A 16,930-nucleotide genomic window follows, 5' to 3' on the forward strand; every position below is an offset into this window, starting at 1 on the left:
TAGAATGACAAAAGATTATTTTATTCTGAATAATATGTTAAATGTACCGGTAGAGGGACAGATTCCACTTCATTATGACAGGGAGGCGTTAGAAGAATATTTAAATACAGAAATTAGGGATAACTTGAAAACCTTTGATAGTATCGATGAGAAATTGGATTATTTAATTAGTCATGATTATATTGATGAAAGTGTTTTGAGTATTTATGGTAAAGATAATAGGATCTTTATCAAGGAGCTATTTAAGTTCGCCTATAACTATGGTTTTAAATTTCAAAGCTTTATGGCTGCCTATAAATTTTATAATCAGTATGCAATGAAAACAAATGATTCGAAATATTATTTAGAAAACTTTGAGGATCGTGCTGTATTTAATGCTTTGTATCTTGCGAATGGGGACAGGAATCTTGCTCATAAGATACTAGAAGAACTTATTTCCCAAAGATATCAACCTGCAACACCAACATTTCTAAATGCAGGTAAGAAGAGGCGGGGAGAAATGGTTTCATGTTTTCTTATTGATATTGAAGATTCTATGCTATCGATTGGTCGGAATATTAATTCAGCTTTACAGCTTTCTAGAATAGGTGGAGGCGTAGGGGTTAATCTATCCAATCTACGTGCAACAGGATCCCCTATAAAAGAAATTGAGAATGCTTCTTCGGGTGTGCTGCCTGTTATGAAATTACTGGAAGATTCATTTTCCTATAGTAATCAACTAGGACAACGAAATGGTGCAGGAGTAGTGTATCTTAATGTTTTTCACCAAGATATTCTGGAATTTTTATCTACTAAAAAAGAAAATGCAGATGAGAAAATTCGAGTTAAGACATTATCGCTAGGATTAGTAGTACCTGACAAATATTATGAGCTGCTTAAAACAAATGAACCAATGTATCTTTTTAATCCTTATCACGTTGAGCGAGTTTATGGTATCCCGTTTTCTTATGTTGATCTAACGAAAGAGTACGATACTATGGTGGCTAATGATGAAATAGAAAAAACTGTAATTAATGCTCGTGAATTAGAACAGGAAATTTCACGTTTACAACAAGAATCTGGTTATCCATATATTTTAAATATTGATACAGCTAATCGAACTAATCCTGTAAAAGGAAAAATTATTATGAGTAATCTTTGCTCAGAAATTCTTCAACCACAAGAACCGTCTATATTAAATCCAGATTTAAGTTATAAAAAGGTGGGGACCGATATTTCTTGCAACCTTGGTTCAATGAATATGGTAAACCTTATAAAATCTAAAGATTTTGGAAAGTCTATAGAATATGCGATTCGGGCGCTCACCACTGTTACTGATCGGGGTGCAATCAGTGAAGTTCCAACTGTGGCTAATGGAAATTCGCTCTACCATACAATTGGGCTTGGTGCAATGGGACTTCATACAGTTTTAGCTCTTAATGGTATTGACTATGAATCTGATGAAGCCTTAGAATTTGTAGATGCTTTCTTTCTGGCTATGAACTATTACTCTTTAAAGGCCAGTCACCAAATTGCAGTGGAAAAGAACGAAACTTTTCATGATTTTGAATACTCTCGCTATGCTGATGGAAGCTATTTTAATTATTATCTAGCGAAGGAATTTCATTTTACATCTGAAAAAGTGGCAAAGATATTTGAAAATATCTTATTACCGACAATTGAAGATTGGCAGTTATTAAAAGAAGATGTCATGAAAGATGGTCTCTACCATCGAAATAGACTAGCTATTGCTCCTAATGGTTCTATTTCTTATATCAATGAGACTAGTGCATCTCTTCACCCAATTACTCAATTAATTGAAAATCGTCAAGAGAAAAAAGTTGGTTCAATCTTTTATCCTGCTCCATACTTGTCGAATAAAACACTTAGATATTATAAGACAGCTTACAACATGGATCAACGAAAAATTATTGATATCTACGCTAAAGCTCAGCAACATATTGATCAAGGAATGAGCTTGACACTCTTCATGCGTTCTGTATTACCTGAAGGTATCTATGAGTGGAAGAAGCAAGGAAGTTCAAAATTAACAACTCGAGACTTAAATCGTCTTCGTAATTATGCTTGGACAAAAGGGATTAAGTCACTCTACTATGTTCGGACATATACGGAAGATGACGAATTCAATAGTGTAAATAATTGTGAATCTTGCATGATTTAAGGAGGTACTATGTCAAAAAACTATTTATATTATAGAGCCATTAACTGGAATGTTGTCGAGGATGAATTTGACAATGCAGTATGGGAAAGAGCTACATCACTGTTTTGGTTGGATACCAGGATTCCAATTGAAAATGATTTTACGAATTGGGTAAAGCTTAATTTGGAGGAACAAGAACAATTAAAGCGTTTACTGATACTTTTAACGAATTTGTCTACTAATCAGTCCATAGAGGTAGGTGAAATTGTTCGAAATGGTAAGTGTTCGCAACAAGAAGTTGCTATTTTAAATAATATTCAATTTATCGAGATGGTCAATACCAAAGCTTATAATCGAATATTGCTCACCTTTGATAAAGAGATTAATCTTAAAAAGTCATTTGAGTGGGTTGACAATGAATCACGTGTACTGGAATATTTGAATGATATTAATACTGTTTATAGAGAATCGAGTCTAGTTAAAAAAAGGTTCATAGCGCTATGTGTAGAAGGTCTCCTGAACTATGCTTATCTTGCATACCTTTTTGAGTTATGGATTAATAAAGAATTTAATAACCTCGGAAGTATGTTGGAAATGATTATCCGTAATGAGTCCTTGCATTGCTTTTATTTTAGTCATAAGATAAAGCTTCTACTAAAAGAATCAGACCTGCAAGAGGTTGAACGCTTCAAAGCATGGGGTTATGAAACTGTCGACCACTTTGTAAAGTTGGGGATTAATTTAATTGGTGACTTTTATTATTTGAAGGAGAGTAAAATAATCGCTAAAAACTTAATATTGCAGGAAGCTAATAATATTCTCATGGGGATTGGATTGAAAGAGCAATTTAGTTTTAATGCTGAGGTGTTGAAAGGAATAAATTATCGGTTAAATAACTTACGCGAGCATCATTTATCCATCTCTAGTAACAAATCAGCTTCAACCGATGAAGAGATTATGGAAGAATCTGATTACGAATTCTAGAGGAGAATATGTAATATAGGGATATAGGCTTAATTTGGTAATTAAACTAGAAATTAGGATTAGTGTCATTGATTTGGAATTAGTCTATGATACATAATTTTAAGGAACGGGGGTGATAGATACCGTTATCGTATTAATGAAAAAGGATAACAATAGATTGATCAATCTTATTACTGACTAGATATATATCGTATTAAAATCAATAATAGAGGTCTCAAGTCTTTATGATTAAGTAGGGGTAGGAACTTGCTTAGTAATTAGAAGGATAAGTTATTATGCATAAATTGCATTAGAGACTTATTAGAAAAAGTGATAATAGAGGGTAGAAATAAATAAAACTACTGTTTAAGAAAGGAATTATATTATGACAACATTTTTTGGGAAAAACGTTACAGTTTCAGCAGAGAGACAACTACATGTTGGTGATACAATGTCAGATTTTACACTAATGTCAAGTGACTTAACTCTTAAAAGTTTAAGTGATTTTGACGGGAAGAAGAAAGTTATCTCAATTGTTCCTTCACTGGAGACTGATTTATGTTCAACACAAACACGTACATTTAACAAGGAATTATCAGAACTAGAGGATACGGTTGTTATCACTGTATCAGTTGATTTACCATTTGCTCAGGCGCGGTGGTGTGGTGCTGAAGGATTAGATGTCGTTTTACTTTCTGACTATTATGATAATAGTTTTGGTAAAGCATTTGGTGTTCTCATGGGTGAGTGGCATTTACTAGCTAGGGCAGTCTTGGTTCTAGATTCTCAAAATACTGTTCAATATACAGAATATCTTGAAAATATCAATGAATCTCCTAATTATGAGCAGCCTATTAAGGTTGTTAAATCACTATAAGTGTGTGTTTTACGTACATCATATACTATTGATATATTGGTAATATTAATAAGTACAAAGGTAAGGGGAAAAGAATGCTAAATAAAACAATGAATTGGCAGCTTATAGAAGATGAATTAGATGAATATGTCTGGGATAAAGCAACTGCGCAGTTCTGGTTGGATACAAGGGTTCCTGTTTCGAATGACCTATTAGATTGGGGAAAACTTTCTGATATGGAAAAGGAGGTGGTGAAAAAAGCAGTTGGAGGACTTGCCTTATTGGATACGTTACAATCCGAAGAGGGCTTATATGCATTAAAGAAAAATGCAAGAACCTTAAAAGAGAAGGCTGTGTTGAGCGACTTCACCTTTATGGAATCCATCCATGCCAAAACATATGGAACTATTTTAATTTCACTTAATACATTCAAAGATATAGAAGAAATATATAATTGGATGAACAATGACCGTAGAATGCAATTTAAAGCTAGAAAGATTAATGAGATCTATCAGAACGGCACACCTATGCAGGTTAAGGTTGCAAGTGTCTTTTTAGAAGGAATATTGTATTATAGCAATTTCTTTATCCCCCTTTGGTACCGAGGTCAGAATAAATTAGCTAACTTAGCAGAACTTATTAAATTGGTTATACGAGATGAATCAGTACATGGTACATATTTAGGGTATAAGTTTAGACAGGACTTTAACGAGTTATCGATTACTGAACAAGAAAACTTTACTAATTGGATGTATTCCTTTCTAGAGGAGCTGTTAGACAATGAGTTTGCATATACTGAAGAAGTGTATTCTGAAATCGGACTAGTGGAAGATATTAAAACATTCGTGAAGTACAATGCAAATAAATCTCTGCAGAATATGGGATTTGATATATATTTTAAAGATGCCTCAGCAAATGATGTAAATCCAATTGTAATGAATGGCATTTCTATTGAAACAGCAAATCATGATTTCTTTTCACAGGTTGGTGCAGGATATCTAATGGGAGAAGCGGAGGAAATGCTAGATGATGATTATATTTTTTAAAAGGAATAACAAAAACGGGAGCTCCATTAGATGAAAACAACTAAACAACACAAAAAAGTTATCCTTGTTGGTGACGGTGCCGTAGGTTCTTCATACGCCTTCGCTCTTATTAACCAAGGAATTGCTCAAGAATTTGGAATTATTGAAATTCCTCAACTGTTTGAAAAAGCTGTAGGCGATGGACTTGATCTTAGCCATGCGCTTTCGTTTACCTCGCCTAAAAAAATTTATGCTGCATAATACTCAGACTGCGCAGATGCTGACCTTGTTGTCATTACTGCGGGTGCACCTCAAAAACCGGGTGAAACCCGTCTGGATCTTGTCGACAAAAACCTTGCTGTCAACAAATCCATTGTTACTCAAGTGGTTGAGTCTGGATTTGATGGCATTTTCCTTGTGGCTGCCAATCCGGTTGATATTTTAACTTACTCAACATGGAAATTTTCGGGTTTCCCTAAAGAACGTGTTATTGGGTCAGGGACATCACTTGATACTGCTCAATTTCGTCAAGCCCTTGCGGAAAAAATTGGAATTGATGCCCGATCTGTTTTGGGCAAAAGCCTGAAATCAACTACTCCTACATATAGCAAATACGGACTGAAACATGGCAAGCTGATGCGTGATTGGTTATTCGAACAGATTAAATAACGTTTTAAGAGTAGAAAATAGCTAACGAAAGATGTCACTTTATTTTTGACAGTAAAGGATTTTCTCGATATACTGGTGAAAAATTACGTTCGAGAGGGTATCCTAGGACATATGACAGTTATCATTCGTTTGGCTCGTTTAGAGGATGCCAAAGATTTACTTGCTATTTATCGTTATTATGTTGAAAAGACGGCTATTACTTTTGAGTATGAGGTGCCAAGTTTAGAGGAATTTCGGGAACGAATGCGTTCTATTATGGCTTTTTATCCGTATTTGGTAGCAGAAGAGGCAGGGCAGATTTTGGGTTATGCTTACGCGTCATCTTTTCATCCAAGAACTGCTTATGCTTGGTCGGCTGAGGCAACGGTGTATTTGGACAAGGCTGCGCGTGGAAAAGGTGTAGGACGTCAAATTTACCGTGCTTTGGAAGAATACTTGATAAAAATGGGAATTTTGAATCTCAATGCTTGCATTGCTTCAACTGAGACAGAAGATGCTTATTTGACAAATGGCAGTGAAAAATTCCACCGTGCCCTTGGTTACCAGTTAGTCGGAAAATTTCACCAGTCTGGCTATAAATTTAACCATTGGTATGATATGATTTGGATGGAAAAAATGTTAGGTGAGCACGATAACCATGTAAAACCTGTCAAATCAATTCATGAAGTTACACAAAAAGCTTAACTCATATCATATTCTGAGTTAAGCTTTCATTTATAAACATGAAATGCAGGTTTAGTGGAGTAGTTTGACAAGAATGAGTTGGGTAACTTTTTCTTGCTAGAAAAGTGATTTCATGTTACTATAAGTAGGTAGCCGCTATAGTTAAATGGTATAATAGAGCAATGGTAATGCTCCGTTCCGAGTTCAATTCTCGGTGGCGGCAAAGATAGTTTGGAAGCCTCGCTTGAGGCTTTTTTAGTGGAAATTTAAGCTTGTCCTTTGCCTTTCTTCCAAATCATAATCCCAACCAATCCTTGAGCAAACATGCCGAGGTAGCTGAAAGCGACGATTTGGTTTCCAATGGAAATAAATAGCATAAAACTAAGAAGGTCAACCAAAAGCCAAATGTAGTAGCCATCAAGGTGCCCTTTTACTTGTCGTTGTTGAGCAGTGAATGATAGTCCGTTTGTCAAAGCATCGAGGACAATTTTTTGTCCACCCATCCAGTAAGACAGAAAGCCAAGTCCAATTGTCCAAAAGAAAATAGCGAGAAAGACGTCTTTGGCTCCGAATTTTTTATCGACAACAAGTTCACCATTATCATTACGGCGTTTTTTCCAACTGTAATGCCCGATAAATTCGGTTACAAGATAATAAAAACTTGTAAACATATCACCGTAAATGCCTTGCATTCCAGCAACTAAAATCCCAGCGATATTTTGAATCCCATTTGCCTTAAAGGTGTGCTGCCATTGGAGCGCCAAAGTCCATGTTCCGATAAAGCCAAAGATTGACATGATAATTGAGAGAGTATTTAAGGCGGTAAAATCACCTGTGACTAGTGTCGGTAACATGCCATAGAGAGTAAAGCTAAGTGACGCCAGAAAAGTGATAATGACAAACATTTTTTCTTTAGTGTTTAGGCGATTCCATGCAAGGTTGAAAGAATTTTTAAGTGATAATTGTTTTTTCAAAATATGTTAATCTCCAATTCCAATTGATTTCATTTCTTGACGGATCATTTGATAAACTTTTGCCCAGTCCTCCGATTTTGTAACATCGATATGGTCGGTGTTGATTTTCATTTTAGGACTGTATTGGTAGTTTTCATACCAGCTGTTGTAGTGTGTGTGAAGGAGTTTGTAGTAATCAGTGAGCCCGTTAGTATTATCAGGCTGTTCAAAATCACGTCCACGTTTTTTGATGTTGTTCATGATGTGGTCAAAACTGCCTTCGAGGTAAATGAGCAAATCAGGGGATTTTTTAGGAAGTCCGTCAATCTCCTCCATCATGTTATCTAACAATTCTAGGTAAATCTTATATTCTTGTTCGCTGATACTGCCTTGAAGGGTATTGATATACGTAAAGAGAGCATCTTCGTAGATGGAACGGTCTAAGACATTATTATCAGTATAATAAGCTTTTTTAATGGCTTTAAAGCGTTTATTTAGAAAATAAATCTGCAAAGCAAAGCCGTATTTTTCAGGGTCTTCATAATATTTATCTAAAATAGGGTTGTTATCAACAGGTTCAAAGAAAGCTGTTGTGCCTAATTCTTTGGCTAAAAGAGAAGTATAGGTAGTTTTTCCAACTCCTATCATTCCTGCTAGAATAATCACGATGGTAATGCACCTCCAATATGCTAATGTAAGTGAGAATAGTTATGGAAATAGATTTGAGCATCTATTTAGAAAATGGTAGTAAATGTTTGGTGGAAGTTATGGTATTGTGGAAATAAGAAGATAGCCTCCTTTCTCTAAGTATTATCTATGTAGTGGTAAGAAATCGTTCTTGTTGAAACTGCATATTAAACACAATATCTTGTGTTCCGTATAAAATCTTAGCACTATATTTTGTGTTTTGCAAGACTTGAAAATTATTATTTTTGTGCTATACTGATTACTTTTATCTGAACGGATAGCTTGAACAAAATAACTAAAAGCATCCTGCTAGGTTACCATAAAGGTAATATCAGAATGCTTTTTATTGATGTGAATCTGCTTAATCAGGCAGTTTGGTTAAGTCGTAATAGTGTGGAATAATGTCCTCGTACTCATTGTTTTTATTGAGGAATCCTGCAGGAATCGTTCCAAGTTGGTGGAAGCCTAGTTTTTGATAGAGGGCAAGTGCGGCTTGGTTTGATTTGACAACGGCATTGAATTGAAGAATTCTAAATCCTAATTTTTTAGCAGTCCCATAGAATGGCGGACGAGTTTTTCACCGATATGTTGTCCACGAAAATGACTATCAACAGTGTAGCTGGTGTTGCAAATATGTCCACAACGTCCCACATTGTTTGGGTGAAGAATATACAAACCGATAATTTGTCCAGTATCTGCTTGGTAGGCAACGCCTGTGTAAGTTTGGACTTTGAAAAAGGCTTTTCCTGTCTCAAGAGTTAAGGTTTCAGTTTGTGGAAAGGCTACTCCGTCGGTCACGACTTGATTCCAAATCGCAATGGCTTGAGCGGTATCTTCGTCAGTAAATGATTTAAATTGAAGGTTCGTGTTTCTCCTCTTTTCGGAAAAAAACTTATCACTATTATAATGATTTTAACGGAATAATTCAACGGCAAAACTTAAAGCAATGTTTGCAATGCGGTCTTTGGTTTCAAGGTCAGCATCGTTAGCTAAAGTTCGAGGTTCCCAGGCTTCAGCGTCTAGATTATCAGCCGAATAAAAGCATTGAAAATGATTAATCTTGCGGAAGTTGGCAAATGCGGTAATCGCAGAGCATTCCATATCAACGGCGATAGCACCTTGTGTCTTTCGATTTGCCGTCTTTTGATGAGTTCACGGTAAATGCAGTCAGTTGTCCAAACCTTTCCTTCTGTATAGGAGATATTTTAGGCGTCAAGAAACTGTTTGAACTGTTTGCGATAGGTGTGATTGAGCGCAATTTCACTTGTTGGCGGAGCGTAGTGATAGCTTGTGCCTTCGTCGTGAATAGCGATTGTAGGAATGATGATTGAGGACACCGCACGTGCCAAAAACAAGGATAATTTCAGCACCCATAGCAATAATATCCTCTAAAATAGCAACATAGCCACTTGCCCCAATATAGGAGTTGAAAAAAGCAATTTTTTGCCCCTGAAACTTTAGCTCATAGATTAGAATTTCCAAATTTGCGACACTTGTTTTTGTGATTTCATGGTGAGGAAATTCAGCTAAGATTCGTGCGAAAGTTCCTCTTGCAAAACAGGTCACAGCGGTTTTGGGAAAATCTGGCAAATCTTGGATGACATTCCCTGGGTTAATAATCGCCGTTTGCTGATGGTCAAATTGTGATAAAATCATGCCAACACATCCTCCTTGAATTTCAAAATATTTTTAACATTTTACTTAAAAACTTTGGAAAAAACAAGATAATTCACTAAAAATGATGGTTTTTCTGAAAATTTCCCTGTAAAAAGAAATGATTCGTGGAAATCATGTTACAAATCCTTTACAAACTTCTCTTTTTGCCTATGTTTGTGTTATAATATGACCTAGGAAATCAGACGAGAGGTGTTTATGACTTACGAACAAGAATTTTTAAAAGAATTTGAAGCTTGGGTAGACTCACAAATCGCAATCAACGAAATGGCGATGGAAGCTAGTCGTAAGATTGTGGAAGAAGATAAGGATGAACGCGCAGCTGATGCCTACATCCGTTATGAAAGTAAGTTAGATGCTTACAAATTTATCCAAGGCAAATTTGCTAATTATAAATCCGGAAAAGGTTTCCACGAATTACCAGATAATCTTTTAGGGGAGAGAAATTACTAAAATGGCAAAGAAAAAGAATCGAAAAAAAGAGTACTTATTGAAATTGAAACGCGCAGGCATTATCAAAACTGCTGCAACAGCAACTGCTAAAGTAGCTACTAATGTTGTTTCAAAAGCGACTCTTAGTTTGGAAGAATTTTCAGCGATTTCTGCCGTAGAGGGCATTCGACCAAAACTTATTGAAACACTTTATAATGAAGGGATTAAATCAGTTTCCGATTTCAAAAACTTTACTGAAAAAGACGTTTTGGCCTTTAAAGGAGTTGGTCCAGCAACTGTTAATAAATTGAAAGAAAATGGTGTAGCTTTCAAAGCTTAATCTATTTGCGTTAGCTGACTAAATCTGTTAAAATAAAAACATTCAGAGGTGTCTTAAAAACCATTTGTTACAGAGAGCGGTGTGGTTGAGAAATCCGTACAAATATTAAGACTGGTTGCTGAACGTTGTAACTGAATAATCAAGTTGCGAGTGCTAGTCACTCGAATGTGGGTGGTACCGCGGATTTATAAAAAGTTCGTCCCTGTCGAAAGACAGGGGCGATTTTTTACCACCAAAATAGGAGAGAGCTTATGATTAAAATTTTAGGTCAGATTAAGGACAGTAAACTTCCTGATATTGAGACAGAACGGCTATATTTACGCCCACGTCTGGTCTCAGATGCTGAGGATATTTTTGCTTATGCGAGCTTGCCAGAAGTGACTTGGCCAGCTGGTTTTCCACCTGCAGAAAGCGTAGAAGCAGAGGCACATTATCTTGAAAACATTATGCCAAAGCGCTGGGTTGAGCAAAAGGTACCGTCTGGTTATGGTATTTGCTTAAAAGGGACAAATAAAGTCATTGGTTCGGTTGATTTTAATAAGCGCCATGCTGATGATGTTCTTGAAATGGGCTATCTGCTTCATCTAGATTATTGGGGGAAAGGATTCGTGCCAGAAGCTGCGCATGCGCTGTTGGAAGTTGGATTTACCCTACTCAATCTCCACAAAATTGAAATTGAATGTTATGGTTACAATAAAGCAAGCCAACGTATTGCTGAAAAACTAGGTTTCACCCTCGAAGCTCGAATCCGCGACCGCAAAGACGCACAAGGGAAACGTTGTGACCTGTTGCGCTATGGATTGTTGAAAAGTGAGTGGGAGGGGAGATGATGAATCTTGTCATTATTGGTGCACAAGCTTCAGGTAAGATGACGATTGGTCAAGAAATTGAAAAGATGACTGGTATGACTTTGTTTCATAATCACGATAGCATTGATTTTGTTATGCGTTTTATGGAATATGGACCTATCTCAACTGAACTCATTCGAAAAATTAGAATGAATTTTTTTGAAGCTTTTGCTCAGAGCAATAAACCTCTTATTTTTACTGTTGTAATTGATTTTAATGATTCAAATGATATTGATTTTTTGAGACAGATTCAAGATGTTTTTCACTCATTTAATAGAGAGGTCTTGTTTGTAGAACTTGAAACGGATTTAACTGAACGGCTTCGGCGTAATCGTACTGAGCATCGCTTGCAGTGCAAACCATTAAAACGTGATTTAGAATGGTCTGAAAATGATATTCTGTCAACGATGACATTTGCCCAATTTAATCCAGAGAAGTCACCAGAATTTCTTAAGTATTATTATAAAATCAATAATACTGATCTATCCGCTCGTGAATCAGCACAACTTATTTTACAAAAATTAAATGATATTGAAAAAATGTAGAAAGGACACATTATGTCAAAAGAACTTTCACCAAAATATAACCCGGCTGAGGTTGAGGCTGGGCGTTATCAAAAATGGTTAGATGAGGATGTTTTCAAGCCTTCTGGCGATAAGAAAGCTCATCCGTATTCTATCGTTATTCCACCACCAAACGTAACTGGTAAACTTCATCTTGGTCACGCTTGGGATACTACTTTGCAAGATATTATTATCCGTCAAAAACGTATGCAAGGTTTTGATACTTTATGGCTTCCTGGTATGGACCATGCGGGGATTGCAACACAAGCAAAAGTTGAGGCACGTCTTGCTGAAGATGGTATCTCACGTTACGACCTTGGTCGTGAAAAATTCCTTGATAAAGTCTGGGAATGGAAAGATGAATACGCATCAACAATCAAACAACAATGGGGTAAAATGGGTATCTCTGTTGACTACTCACGTGAACGTTTTACACTTGATGAAGGATTGTCAAAAGCGGTTCGTAAAGTCTTTGTTGAACTTTATAAAAAAGGTTGGATTTATCGTGGTGAATTTATCATCAACTGGGATCCAAAAGCTCGTACAGCCCTTTCTGATATCGAAGTTATCCATAAAGATGTTGAAGGTGCTTTCTACCACATGAACTATATGTTGGAAGATGGTTCACGTAGCCTTGAAGTTGCCACAACTCGTCCTGAAACAATGTTTGGTGACGTAGCCGTTGCGGTTAACCCAAATGATGACCGTTACAAAGATTTGATTGGCCAAAATGTTATCCTTCCAATCGTTAACAAAGCTATTCCAATCGTCGGTGATGAACACGCTGACCCAGAATTTGGTACTGGTGTAGTTAAAATCACTCCAGCACACGACCCTAATGACTTCTTAGTTGGTCAGCGTCATAACTTGCCACAAATCAACGTCATGAATGATGACGGTACAATGAACGAACTTGCTGGTGAATTTGCTGGTATGGACCGCTTTGAAGCTCGTAAAGCTGTCGTTAAAAAATTGGAAGAAATCGGTGCACTTGTTGAAATTGAAAAAATGGTTCACAGCGTTGGTCACTCAGAACGTACTGGTGTGCCAGTTGAGCCACGTTTGTCAACACAATGGTTCGTTAAAATGGACCAATTGGCTAAAAATGCTATTACTAACCAAGACACTGATGACGAAGTAAAATTCTACCCACCACGTTTCAACGATACTTTCCTACAATGGATGGAAAACGTTCATGACTGGGTTATCTCTCGTCAATTATGGTGGGGTCACCAAATTCCTGCATGGTACAATGCTGAAGGTGAAATGTACGTTGGTGAAGAAGCTCCAGAAGGTGACGGATGGACTCAAGACGAAGATGTTCTTGATACTTGGTTTAGTTCAGCCTTATGGCCATTCTCAACAATGGGCTGGCCTGACACAGAAGCAGAAGACTTCAAGCGTTACTTCCCAACATCTACATTGGTAACTGGTTATGATATCATCTTCTTCTGGGTGTCACGTATGATTTTCCAATCATTGGAATTCACAGGACGCCGTCCATTTGAAAACGTGCTTATCCACGGTCTTATTCGTGACGAGCAAGGACGTAAAATGTCTAAATCACTTGGTAACGGTATTGACCCAATGGATGTTATCGAGAAATACGGTGCTGACGCTCTTCGTTGGTTCTTATCAAACGGTTCTGCACCAGGTCAAGACGTTCGTTTCTCTTACGAAAAAATGGACGCTGCTTGGAACTTCATCAACAAAATCTGGAATATTTCTCGTTACATTTTGATGAACAATGAAGACCTTACGCTTGACCAAGCTAGCGCAAATGTTGACAAAGTTGTTGCTGGTACGGGTGGTAACGTAACTGACCGCTGGATTCTTCACAACTTGAATGAAACAATTGCCAAAGTTACTGAAAACTTTGATAAATTTGAATTTGGTGTGGCTGGTTATATCCTTTACAACTTCATTTGGGATGAATTTGCTGACTGGTACGTTGAATTGACAAAAGAAGTGCTTTACAGTGACAATGAAGATGAAAAAGTTATCACTCGTTCAGTTCTTCTTTACACCCTTGATAAGATTCTTCGTTTGCTTCACCCAATTATGCCATTTGTTACTGAAGAAATCTTTGAACAAATTTCTGAAGGTTCAATCGTAACAGCTGAATACCCAACAGTTAACCCAACGTTTGAAAATGAAGCTGCGCATAAAGGTGTTGAAAGTCTTAAAGACCTTATCCGTGCTGTCCGTAACGCACGTAGCGAAGTAAATGTTGCTCCAAGTAAACCAATTACACTTCTTGTGAAAACAAGCGATAAAGAATTGGAAAACTTCTTTAACAGCAATGTGAACTATATCAAGCGCTTCACAAATCCTGAAAAACTAGAAATTTCTTCTACCATTGAAGCACCAGAATTGGCAATGTCTAGTGTGATCACAGGCGCTGAAATCTTCTTGCCACTTGCTGACCTTCTTAACGTTGAAGAAGAATTGGCACGTCTTAACAAAGAACTTGCTAAATGGCAAAAAGAATTGGACATGGTCGCACGTAAACTCGGCAACGAAAAATTCGTCGCTAACGCTAAACCAGAAGTTGTCCAAAAAGAACGCGACAAACAAGTCGATTATCAAGCCAAATACGATGCAACAGTCGCTCGTATCGAAGATATGAAAAAATTGGTGAAATAATAAATCGATTATAAAAGAACGCCCCACTTCAACTAATGGTTGAAGTGGGGTTATTGGTGGAATTAAAGTAGAAAAATAAAATTAGATAATTAATTTCAATCTATTTGATTGATATAGTTTCCAATTTTTCTTTTTAGTTCTTCCTATTCAAGAGGAGATAGCAATTCTTGAATATACTGAGACTCTTTTTAACTTATGAGCTGTCCACTATCAAGATATGTAGTAGTATAAATAATGATTCTAAATCTTGGAAACTTTTTCCAATTTTTCTATTTTTTAAAAGAATCCATATGTATTTAATTAGTAGGTTAGTTTTTTCTTCATTGAGTTTTTCTTCGCTTAGGTAATAAGTCAGAGAATATAACTCAATATTAGCTGTACATTCTGTTACATTATCTTTAAAAGTTTCTAAGAACTCTAAGTATTTATCGTTATTAAGACTATCCTCTTGAATAATAAGGGCAAGTAATGAAAAAATGTTATAACTTTTATTTTCTTGTAATATAAGTTGTCTTAACCAATCGTTTTCATATTTGAATTTTTTTGACTTAAGAAAATCAAATTAACCATATAGTTGAAGTTATTATGTTGAAACATAATCTCTTTAAGTTTTATATATTCCAGTGCTATTAGTAGTGAATAACTCAAAGCTTTGTTATTATTAATTTTTGTTTTGAGCAAGTTAGAAACTAAGTTTGCAAAAAGCTCTCCAGTTTTATTTGGCATTCTTTTATGATAATAAATGTATCCAAGAAATATTTCATAATTAATTTCTTCAGTATTTACATCGTAATCATATAAGAATACACCTTTCATAAATTGTTTGTATGGATTGTATGAGAGGTTGTCGATGATTTTTTTATTCTGTTTAGATATTCTTCCTTGTGTTTAATCACTAATTCTATTAAAATACTTAAATATCCACCCAATTCAGAACCGAAAAATAGAATTATATCAAAATCTTTATTATCTGATAAGGAACTATCCAAATTGTTAGGAGATATACTAAAAAGTTTATTGATTATTTGTGTATTTAAATTATTTTGTTGAACGAAGTATGTGAAAAATTTTTCCTTATCATGTGAAAAGTGATTATCATTCATATTTTTTAAGCAGGTACTTATCGAAAAATTTATAATATTTTTTGGCAATTCTTCAATAATTGCAAGCTTATAAAATAGAGAAGAGTATCTGTTGAATAACTTTTTACTATTATTGCTCAAGAAAGTCCAAAATTTTTCTTGCAATTCTGTATTGAATTATTTGTCAATAATTCAATACAGAAATCGATTGTAGCATTAACAGTGTTCTCTTCCCAAAGCTTTTTAGGATTAAATTGATTTTCTTGAGAAGTTAACAAAATATTAAGAAGTTCTTGCTCTGATAAATTTAAAATCTGTTCTGCGGTTATAAATGAATTATTTCGAACAATAAAGGATGCTCCTCCAGTAATTAATTCGTGATAATTATCGAGAGGGAGTATTTGTTGTTCCTCAAGTTTTGAAGAATGTCTTTGTACAAAACTATTAAGTTCAGAGCCAAAAGTTTGGTCATTGAAATTAATATTGTTAATTAATTTTTCGACTAAATTACTTTCTAATGATATATCATTATCTAATTTTACTAATATTTTTTGTATGATTTTTCTAGAAATTAATTCTTCAGGAATTTTTTCTAGAAGGGATTCTTCATTGATAAAAATATGATTCTTGCTTAATAGTATATATATAATATTTATAAAATTCCACCTTCTAAAATTAATTCTTCAATTTTTGAGGTACGCAGATGACTGTGTTATGGCTGTAGGAAGTAGAGCATTAGCTATTCGAGTGATGCATTCTGTTACTCGCTATATTGAGAAATGTCTCGGTCTCAAGGTTAACGCTAGTAAGACCAAAATCACTAAGCCAACTCGTCTAAAGTATCTCGGCTTTGGCTTTTGGTATCAACCTAAAATAAACCAATGGGTAAGTCGTCCTCATCAAGATAGCGTTAAACGGTTTAAGGAAAAGTTAAAACTTCTTACCAGCTGTAAGCATAGTATAGAACTAGGTATGAGAATTCAACGGCTTAACTGGCTAATCAGGGGTTGGATAAATTACTTCCGTATCGGAGTGATGAAAACAATTCTCACCAAGATAGATAAGCATTTGCGAATTCGTTTACGAGAGATTATCTGGAAGTAGTGGAAAACCAAAGCTAAACGGCATTTGGGATTGCTTAAATTAGGTGTTCCTAGGTGGTTAGCAGACAAGGTATCGGGTTGGGGTAACCACTATCAACTGGTAGCCTGTCAGTCTGTTCTTAATCAATCTATATCAAAACCAATCCTCACCAAACGAGGATTAGTCAACTACATGGAACGACATGTTAACAGTTAATGGAACCGCCGTATGCCGAACGGCACGTATGGTGGTGTGAGAGGGACTACAAGTTAGCCCCTACTCGATTTATACTTATGCTAAACGAAA

General features: G+C 35.7%; 14 protein-coding genes, 1 tRNA gene and 3 pseudogenes. 13 read left to right on the forward strand and 5 right to left on the reverse strand.

Translation table 11 applies throughout. The annotated features are described in order from the left end of the window. Positions 1-4 precede the first annotated feature (4 nt). The 7 genes and pseudogenes from nrdE to SMA_RS02725 all read left to right on the forward strand — a co-directional run bounded on the left by nrdE (position 5) and on the right by SMA_RS02725 (position 6,539). The gene (gene nrdE / locus SMA_RS02695; protein ID WP_014294096.1) at positions 5-2,161 is read left to right on the forward strand and encodes a class 1b ribonucleoside-diphosphate reductase subunit alpha; all 2,157 of its coding nucleotides are present in this window, start codon (positions 5-7) and stop codon (positions 2,159-2,161) included. Between the two features lie 9 nt (positions 2,162-2,170). Further along, positions 2,171-3,124, forward strand: a complete 954-nt coding sequence (locus SMA_RS02700; RefSeq protein WP_014294097.1) for a ribonucleotide-diphosphate reductase subunit beta — start codon at positions 2,171-2,173, stop codon at positions 3,122-3,124. Positions 3,125-3,488: 364 nt separating this feature from the next. After that, the gene (gene tpx / locus SMA_RS02705; protein WP_014294098.1) at positions 3,489-3,980 is read left to right on the forward strand and encodes a thiol peroxidase; all 492 of its coding nucleotides are present in this window, start codon (positions 3,489-3,491) and stop codon (positions 3,978-3,980) included. A 74-nt stretch (positions 3,981-4,054) separates the two neighbouring features. Beyond that, positions 4,055-5,005 carry a class 1b ribonucleoside-diphosphate reductase subunit beta gene (gene nrdF, locus SMA_RS02710; RefSeq protein ID WP_014294099.1) on the forward strand — a complete coding sequence of 317 codons (951 nt, stop codon included), beginning with the start codon at positions 4,055-4,057 and terminating at the stop codon, positions 5,003-5,005. 30 nt (positions 5,006-5,035) lie between these two features. Beyond that, positions 5,036-5,554: pseudogene (locus SMA_RS11290) on the forward strand (lactate/malate family dehydrogenase); the annotation flags it as partial. Between the two features lie 210 nt (positions 5,555-5,764). After that, positions 5,765-6,337: a GNAT family N-acetyltransferase gene (locus tag SMA_RS02720; RefSeq protein WP_014294100.1), complete on the forward strand. Its 573-nt coding sequence runs from the start codon at positions 5,765-5,767 to the stop codon at positions 6,335-6,337. 131 nt (positions 6,338-6,468) lie between these two features. Beyond that, positions 6,469-6,539, forward strand: a tRNA-Thr gene (locus SMA_RS02725). Between the two features lie 43 nt (positions 6,540-6,582). On the opposite strand, the gene pnuC is transcribed toward SMA_RS02725, so the two are convergent. The 4 genes and pseudogenes from pnuC to SMA_RS11825 all read right to left on the reverse strand — a co-directional run bounded on the left by pnuC (position 6,583) and on the right by SMA_RS11825 (position 9,612). Beyond that, positions 6,583-7,290 carry a nicotinamide riboside transporter PnuC gene (gene pnuC, locus SMA_RS02730; RefSeq protein ID WP_014294101.1) on the reverse strand — a complete coding sequence of 236 codons (708 nt, stop codon included), beginning with the start codon at positions 7,288-7,290 and terminating at the stop codon, positions 6,583-6,585. Positions 7,291-7,296: 6 nt separating this feature from the next. Continuing rightward, on the reverse strand, positions 7,297-7,935 hold the full coding sequence (locus SMA_RS02735) for a deoxynucleoside kinase (protein ID WP_014294102.1): 639 nt from the start codon (positions 7,933-7,935) through the stop codon (positions 7,297-7,299). A 558-nt stretch (positions 7,936-8,493) separates the two neighbouring features. Then, positions 8,494-8,754, reverse strand: a complete 261-nt coding sequence (locus SMA_RS11820) for a GNAT family N-acetyltransferase (RefSeq protein ID WP_257235461.1) — start codon at positions 8,752-8,754, stop codon at positions 8,494-8,496. Positions 8,755-8,868: 114 nt separating this feature from the next. Then, positions 8,869-9,612: pseudogene (locus tag SMA_RS11825) on the reverse strand (nucleoside phosphorylase). 216 nt (positions 9,613-9,828) lie between these two features. Between SMA_RS11825 and SMA_RS02755 the strand changes: the two are divergent. The 5 genes from SMA_RS02755 to SMA_RS02775 all read left to right on the forward strand — a co-directional run bounded on the left by SMA_RS02755 (position 9,829) and on the right by SMA_RS02775 (position 14,459). Further along, complete coding sequence (locus SMA_RS02755; protein ID WP_006531604.1) at positions 9,829-10,083, forward strand: DUF1912 family protein; 255 nt, start codon at positions 9,829-9,831, stop codon at positions 10,081-10,083. Between the two features lies 1 nt (position 10,084). Continuing rightward, on the forward strand, positions 10,085-10,402 hold the full coding sequence (locus SMA_RS02760) for a helix-hairpin-helix domain-containing protein (protein WP_006531603.1): 318 nt from the start codon (positions 10,085-10,087) through the stop codon (positions 10,400-10,402). A 251-nt stretch (positions 10,403-10,653) separates the two neighbouring features. Next, positions 10,654-11,232, forward strand: coding sequence for a GNAT family N-acetyltransferase (locus SMA_RS02765; RefSeq protein WP_006531602.1), 579 nt, complete (start codon positions 10,654-10,656; stop codon positions 11,230-11,232). Then, entirely contained in the window at positions 11,232-11,795 is a 564-nt protein-coding gene (locus SMA_RS02770) for a hypothetical protein (protein ID WP_014294103.1), read from the forward strand. The genes SMA_RS02765 and SMA_RS02770 overlap by 1 nt, the downstream gene beginning before the upstream one ends. Before the next feature lie 12 nt (positions 11,796-11,807). Beyond that, the gene (locus SMA_RS02775) at positions 11,808-14,459 is read left to right on the forward strand and encodes a valine--tRNA ligase (RefSeq protein ID WP_014294104.1); all 2,652 of its coding nucleotides are present in this window, start codon (positions 11,808-11,810) and stop codon (positions 14,457-14,459) included. Positions 14,460-14,972: 513 nt separating this feature from the next. Here SMA_RS02775 and SMA_RS11475 read toward each other — a convergent pair. Beyond that, complete coding sequence (locus tag SMA_RS11475) at positions 14,973-15,275, reverse strand: hypothetical protein (protein WP_014294105.1); 303 nt, start codon at positions 15,273-15,275, stop codon at positions 14,973-14,975. A gap of 893 nt (positions 15,276-16,168) precedes the next feature. Here SMA_RS11475 and SMA_RS10665 point away from each other — a divergent pair. After that, positions 16,169-16,840 (forward strand): annotated as a pseudogene (locus tag SMA_RS10665) (group II intron maturase-specific domain-containing protein); the annotation flags it as partial. Positions 16,841-16,930: the final 90 nt, after the last annotated feature.

Origin of the sequence: Streptococcus macedonicus ACA-DC 198, from assembly GCA_000283635.1 — a bacterium.
Lineage (GTDB): Bacteria > Bacillota > Bacilli > Lactobacillales > Streptococcaceae > Streptococcus > Streptococcus macedonicus.

What these genes read in the sequence shown, in the direction of transcription:
- tpx (WP_014294098.1), top strand. Translation starts at nt 3,489, where the DNA reads ATGACAACATTTTTTGGGAAAAACGTTACAGTTTCAGCAGAGAGACAA.
- SMA_RS11475 (WP_014294105.1), bottom strand. Translation starts at nt 15,275, where the DNA reads ATGAAAGGTGTATTCTTATATGATTACGATGTAAATACTGAAGAAATT.
- SMA_RS02720 (WP_014294100.1), top strand. Translation starts at nt 5,765, where the DNA reads ATGACAGTTATCATTCGTTTGGCTCGTTTAGAGGATGCCAAAGATTTA.
- SMA_RS02765 (WP_006531602.1), top strand. Translation starts at nt 10,654, where the DNA reads ATGATTAAAATTTTAGGTCAGATTAAGGACAGTAAACTTCCTGATATT.
- SMA_RS02760 (WP_006531603.1), top strand. Translation starts at nt 10,085, where the DNA reads ATGGCAAAGAAAAAGAATCGAAAAAAAGAGTACTTATTGAAATTGAAA.
- nrdF (WP_014294099.1), top strand. Translation starts at nt 4,055, where the DNA reads ATGCTAAATAAAACAATGAATTGGCAGCTTATAGAAGATGAATTAGAT.
- nrdE (WP_014294096.1), top strand. Translation starts at nt 5, where the DNA reads ATGACAAAAGATTATTTTATTCTGAATAATATGTTAAATGTACCGGTA.
- SMA_RS02700 (WP_014294097.1), top strand. Translation starts at nt 2,171, where the DNA reads ATGTCAAAAAACTATTTATATTATAGAGCCATTAACTGGAATGTTGTC.
- SMA_RS02775 (WP_014294104.1), top strand. Translation starts at nt 11,808, where the DNA reads ATGTCAAAAGAACTTTCACCAAAATATAACCCGGCTGAGGTTGAGGCT.
- SMA_RS02755 (WP_006531604.1), top strand. Translation starts at nt 9,829, where the DNA reads ATGACTTACGAACAAGAATTTTTAAAAGAATTTGAAGCTTGGGTAGAC.
- SMA_RS02770 (WP_014294103.1), top strand. Translation starts at nt 11,232, where the DNA reads ATGAATCTTGTCATTATTGGTGCACAAGCTTCAGGTAAGATGACGATT.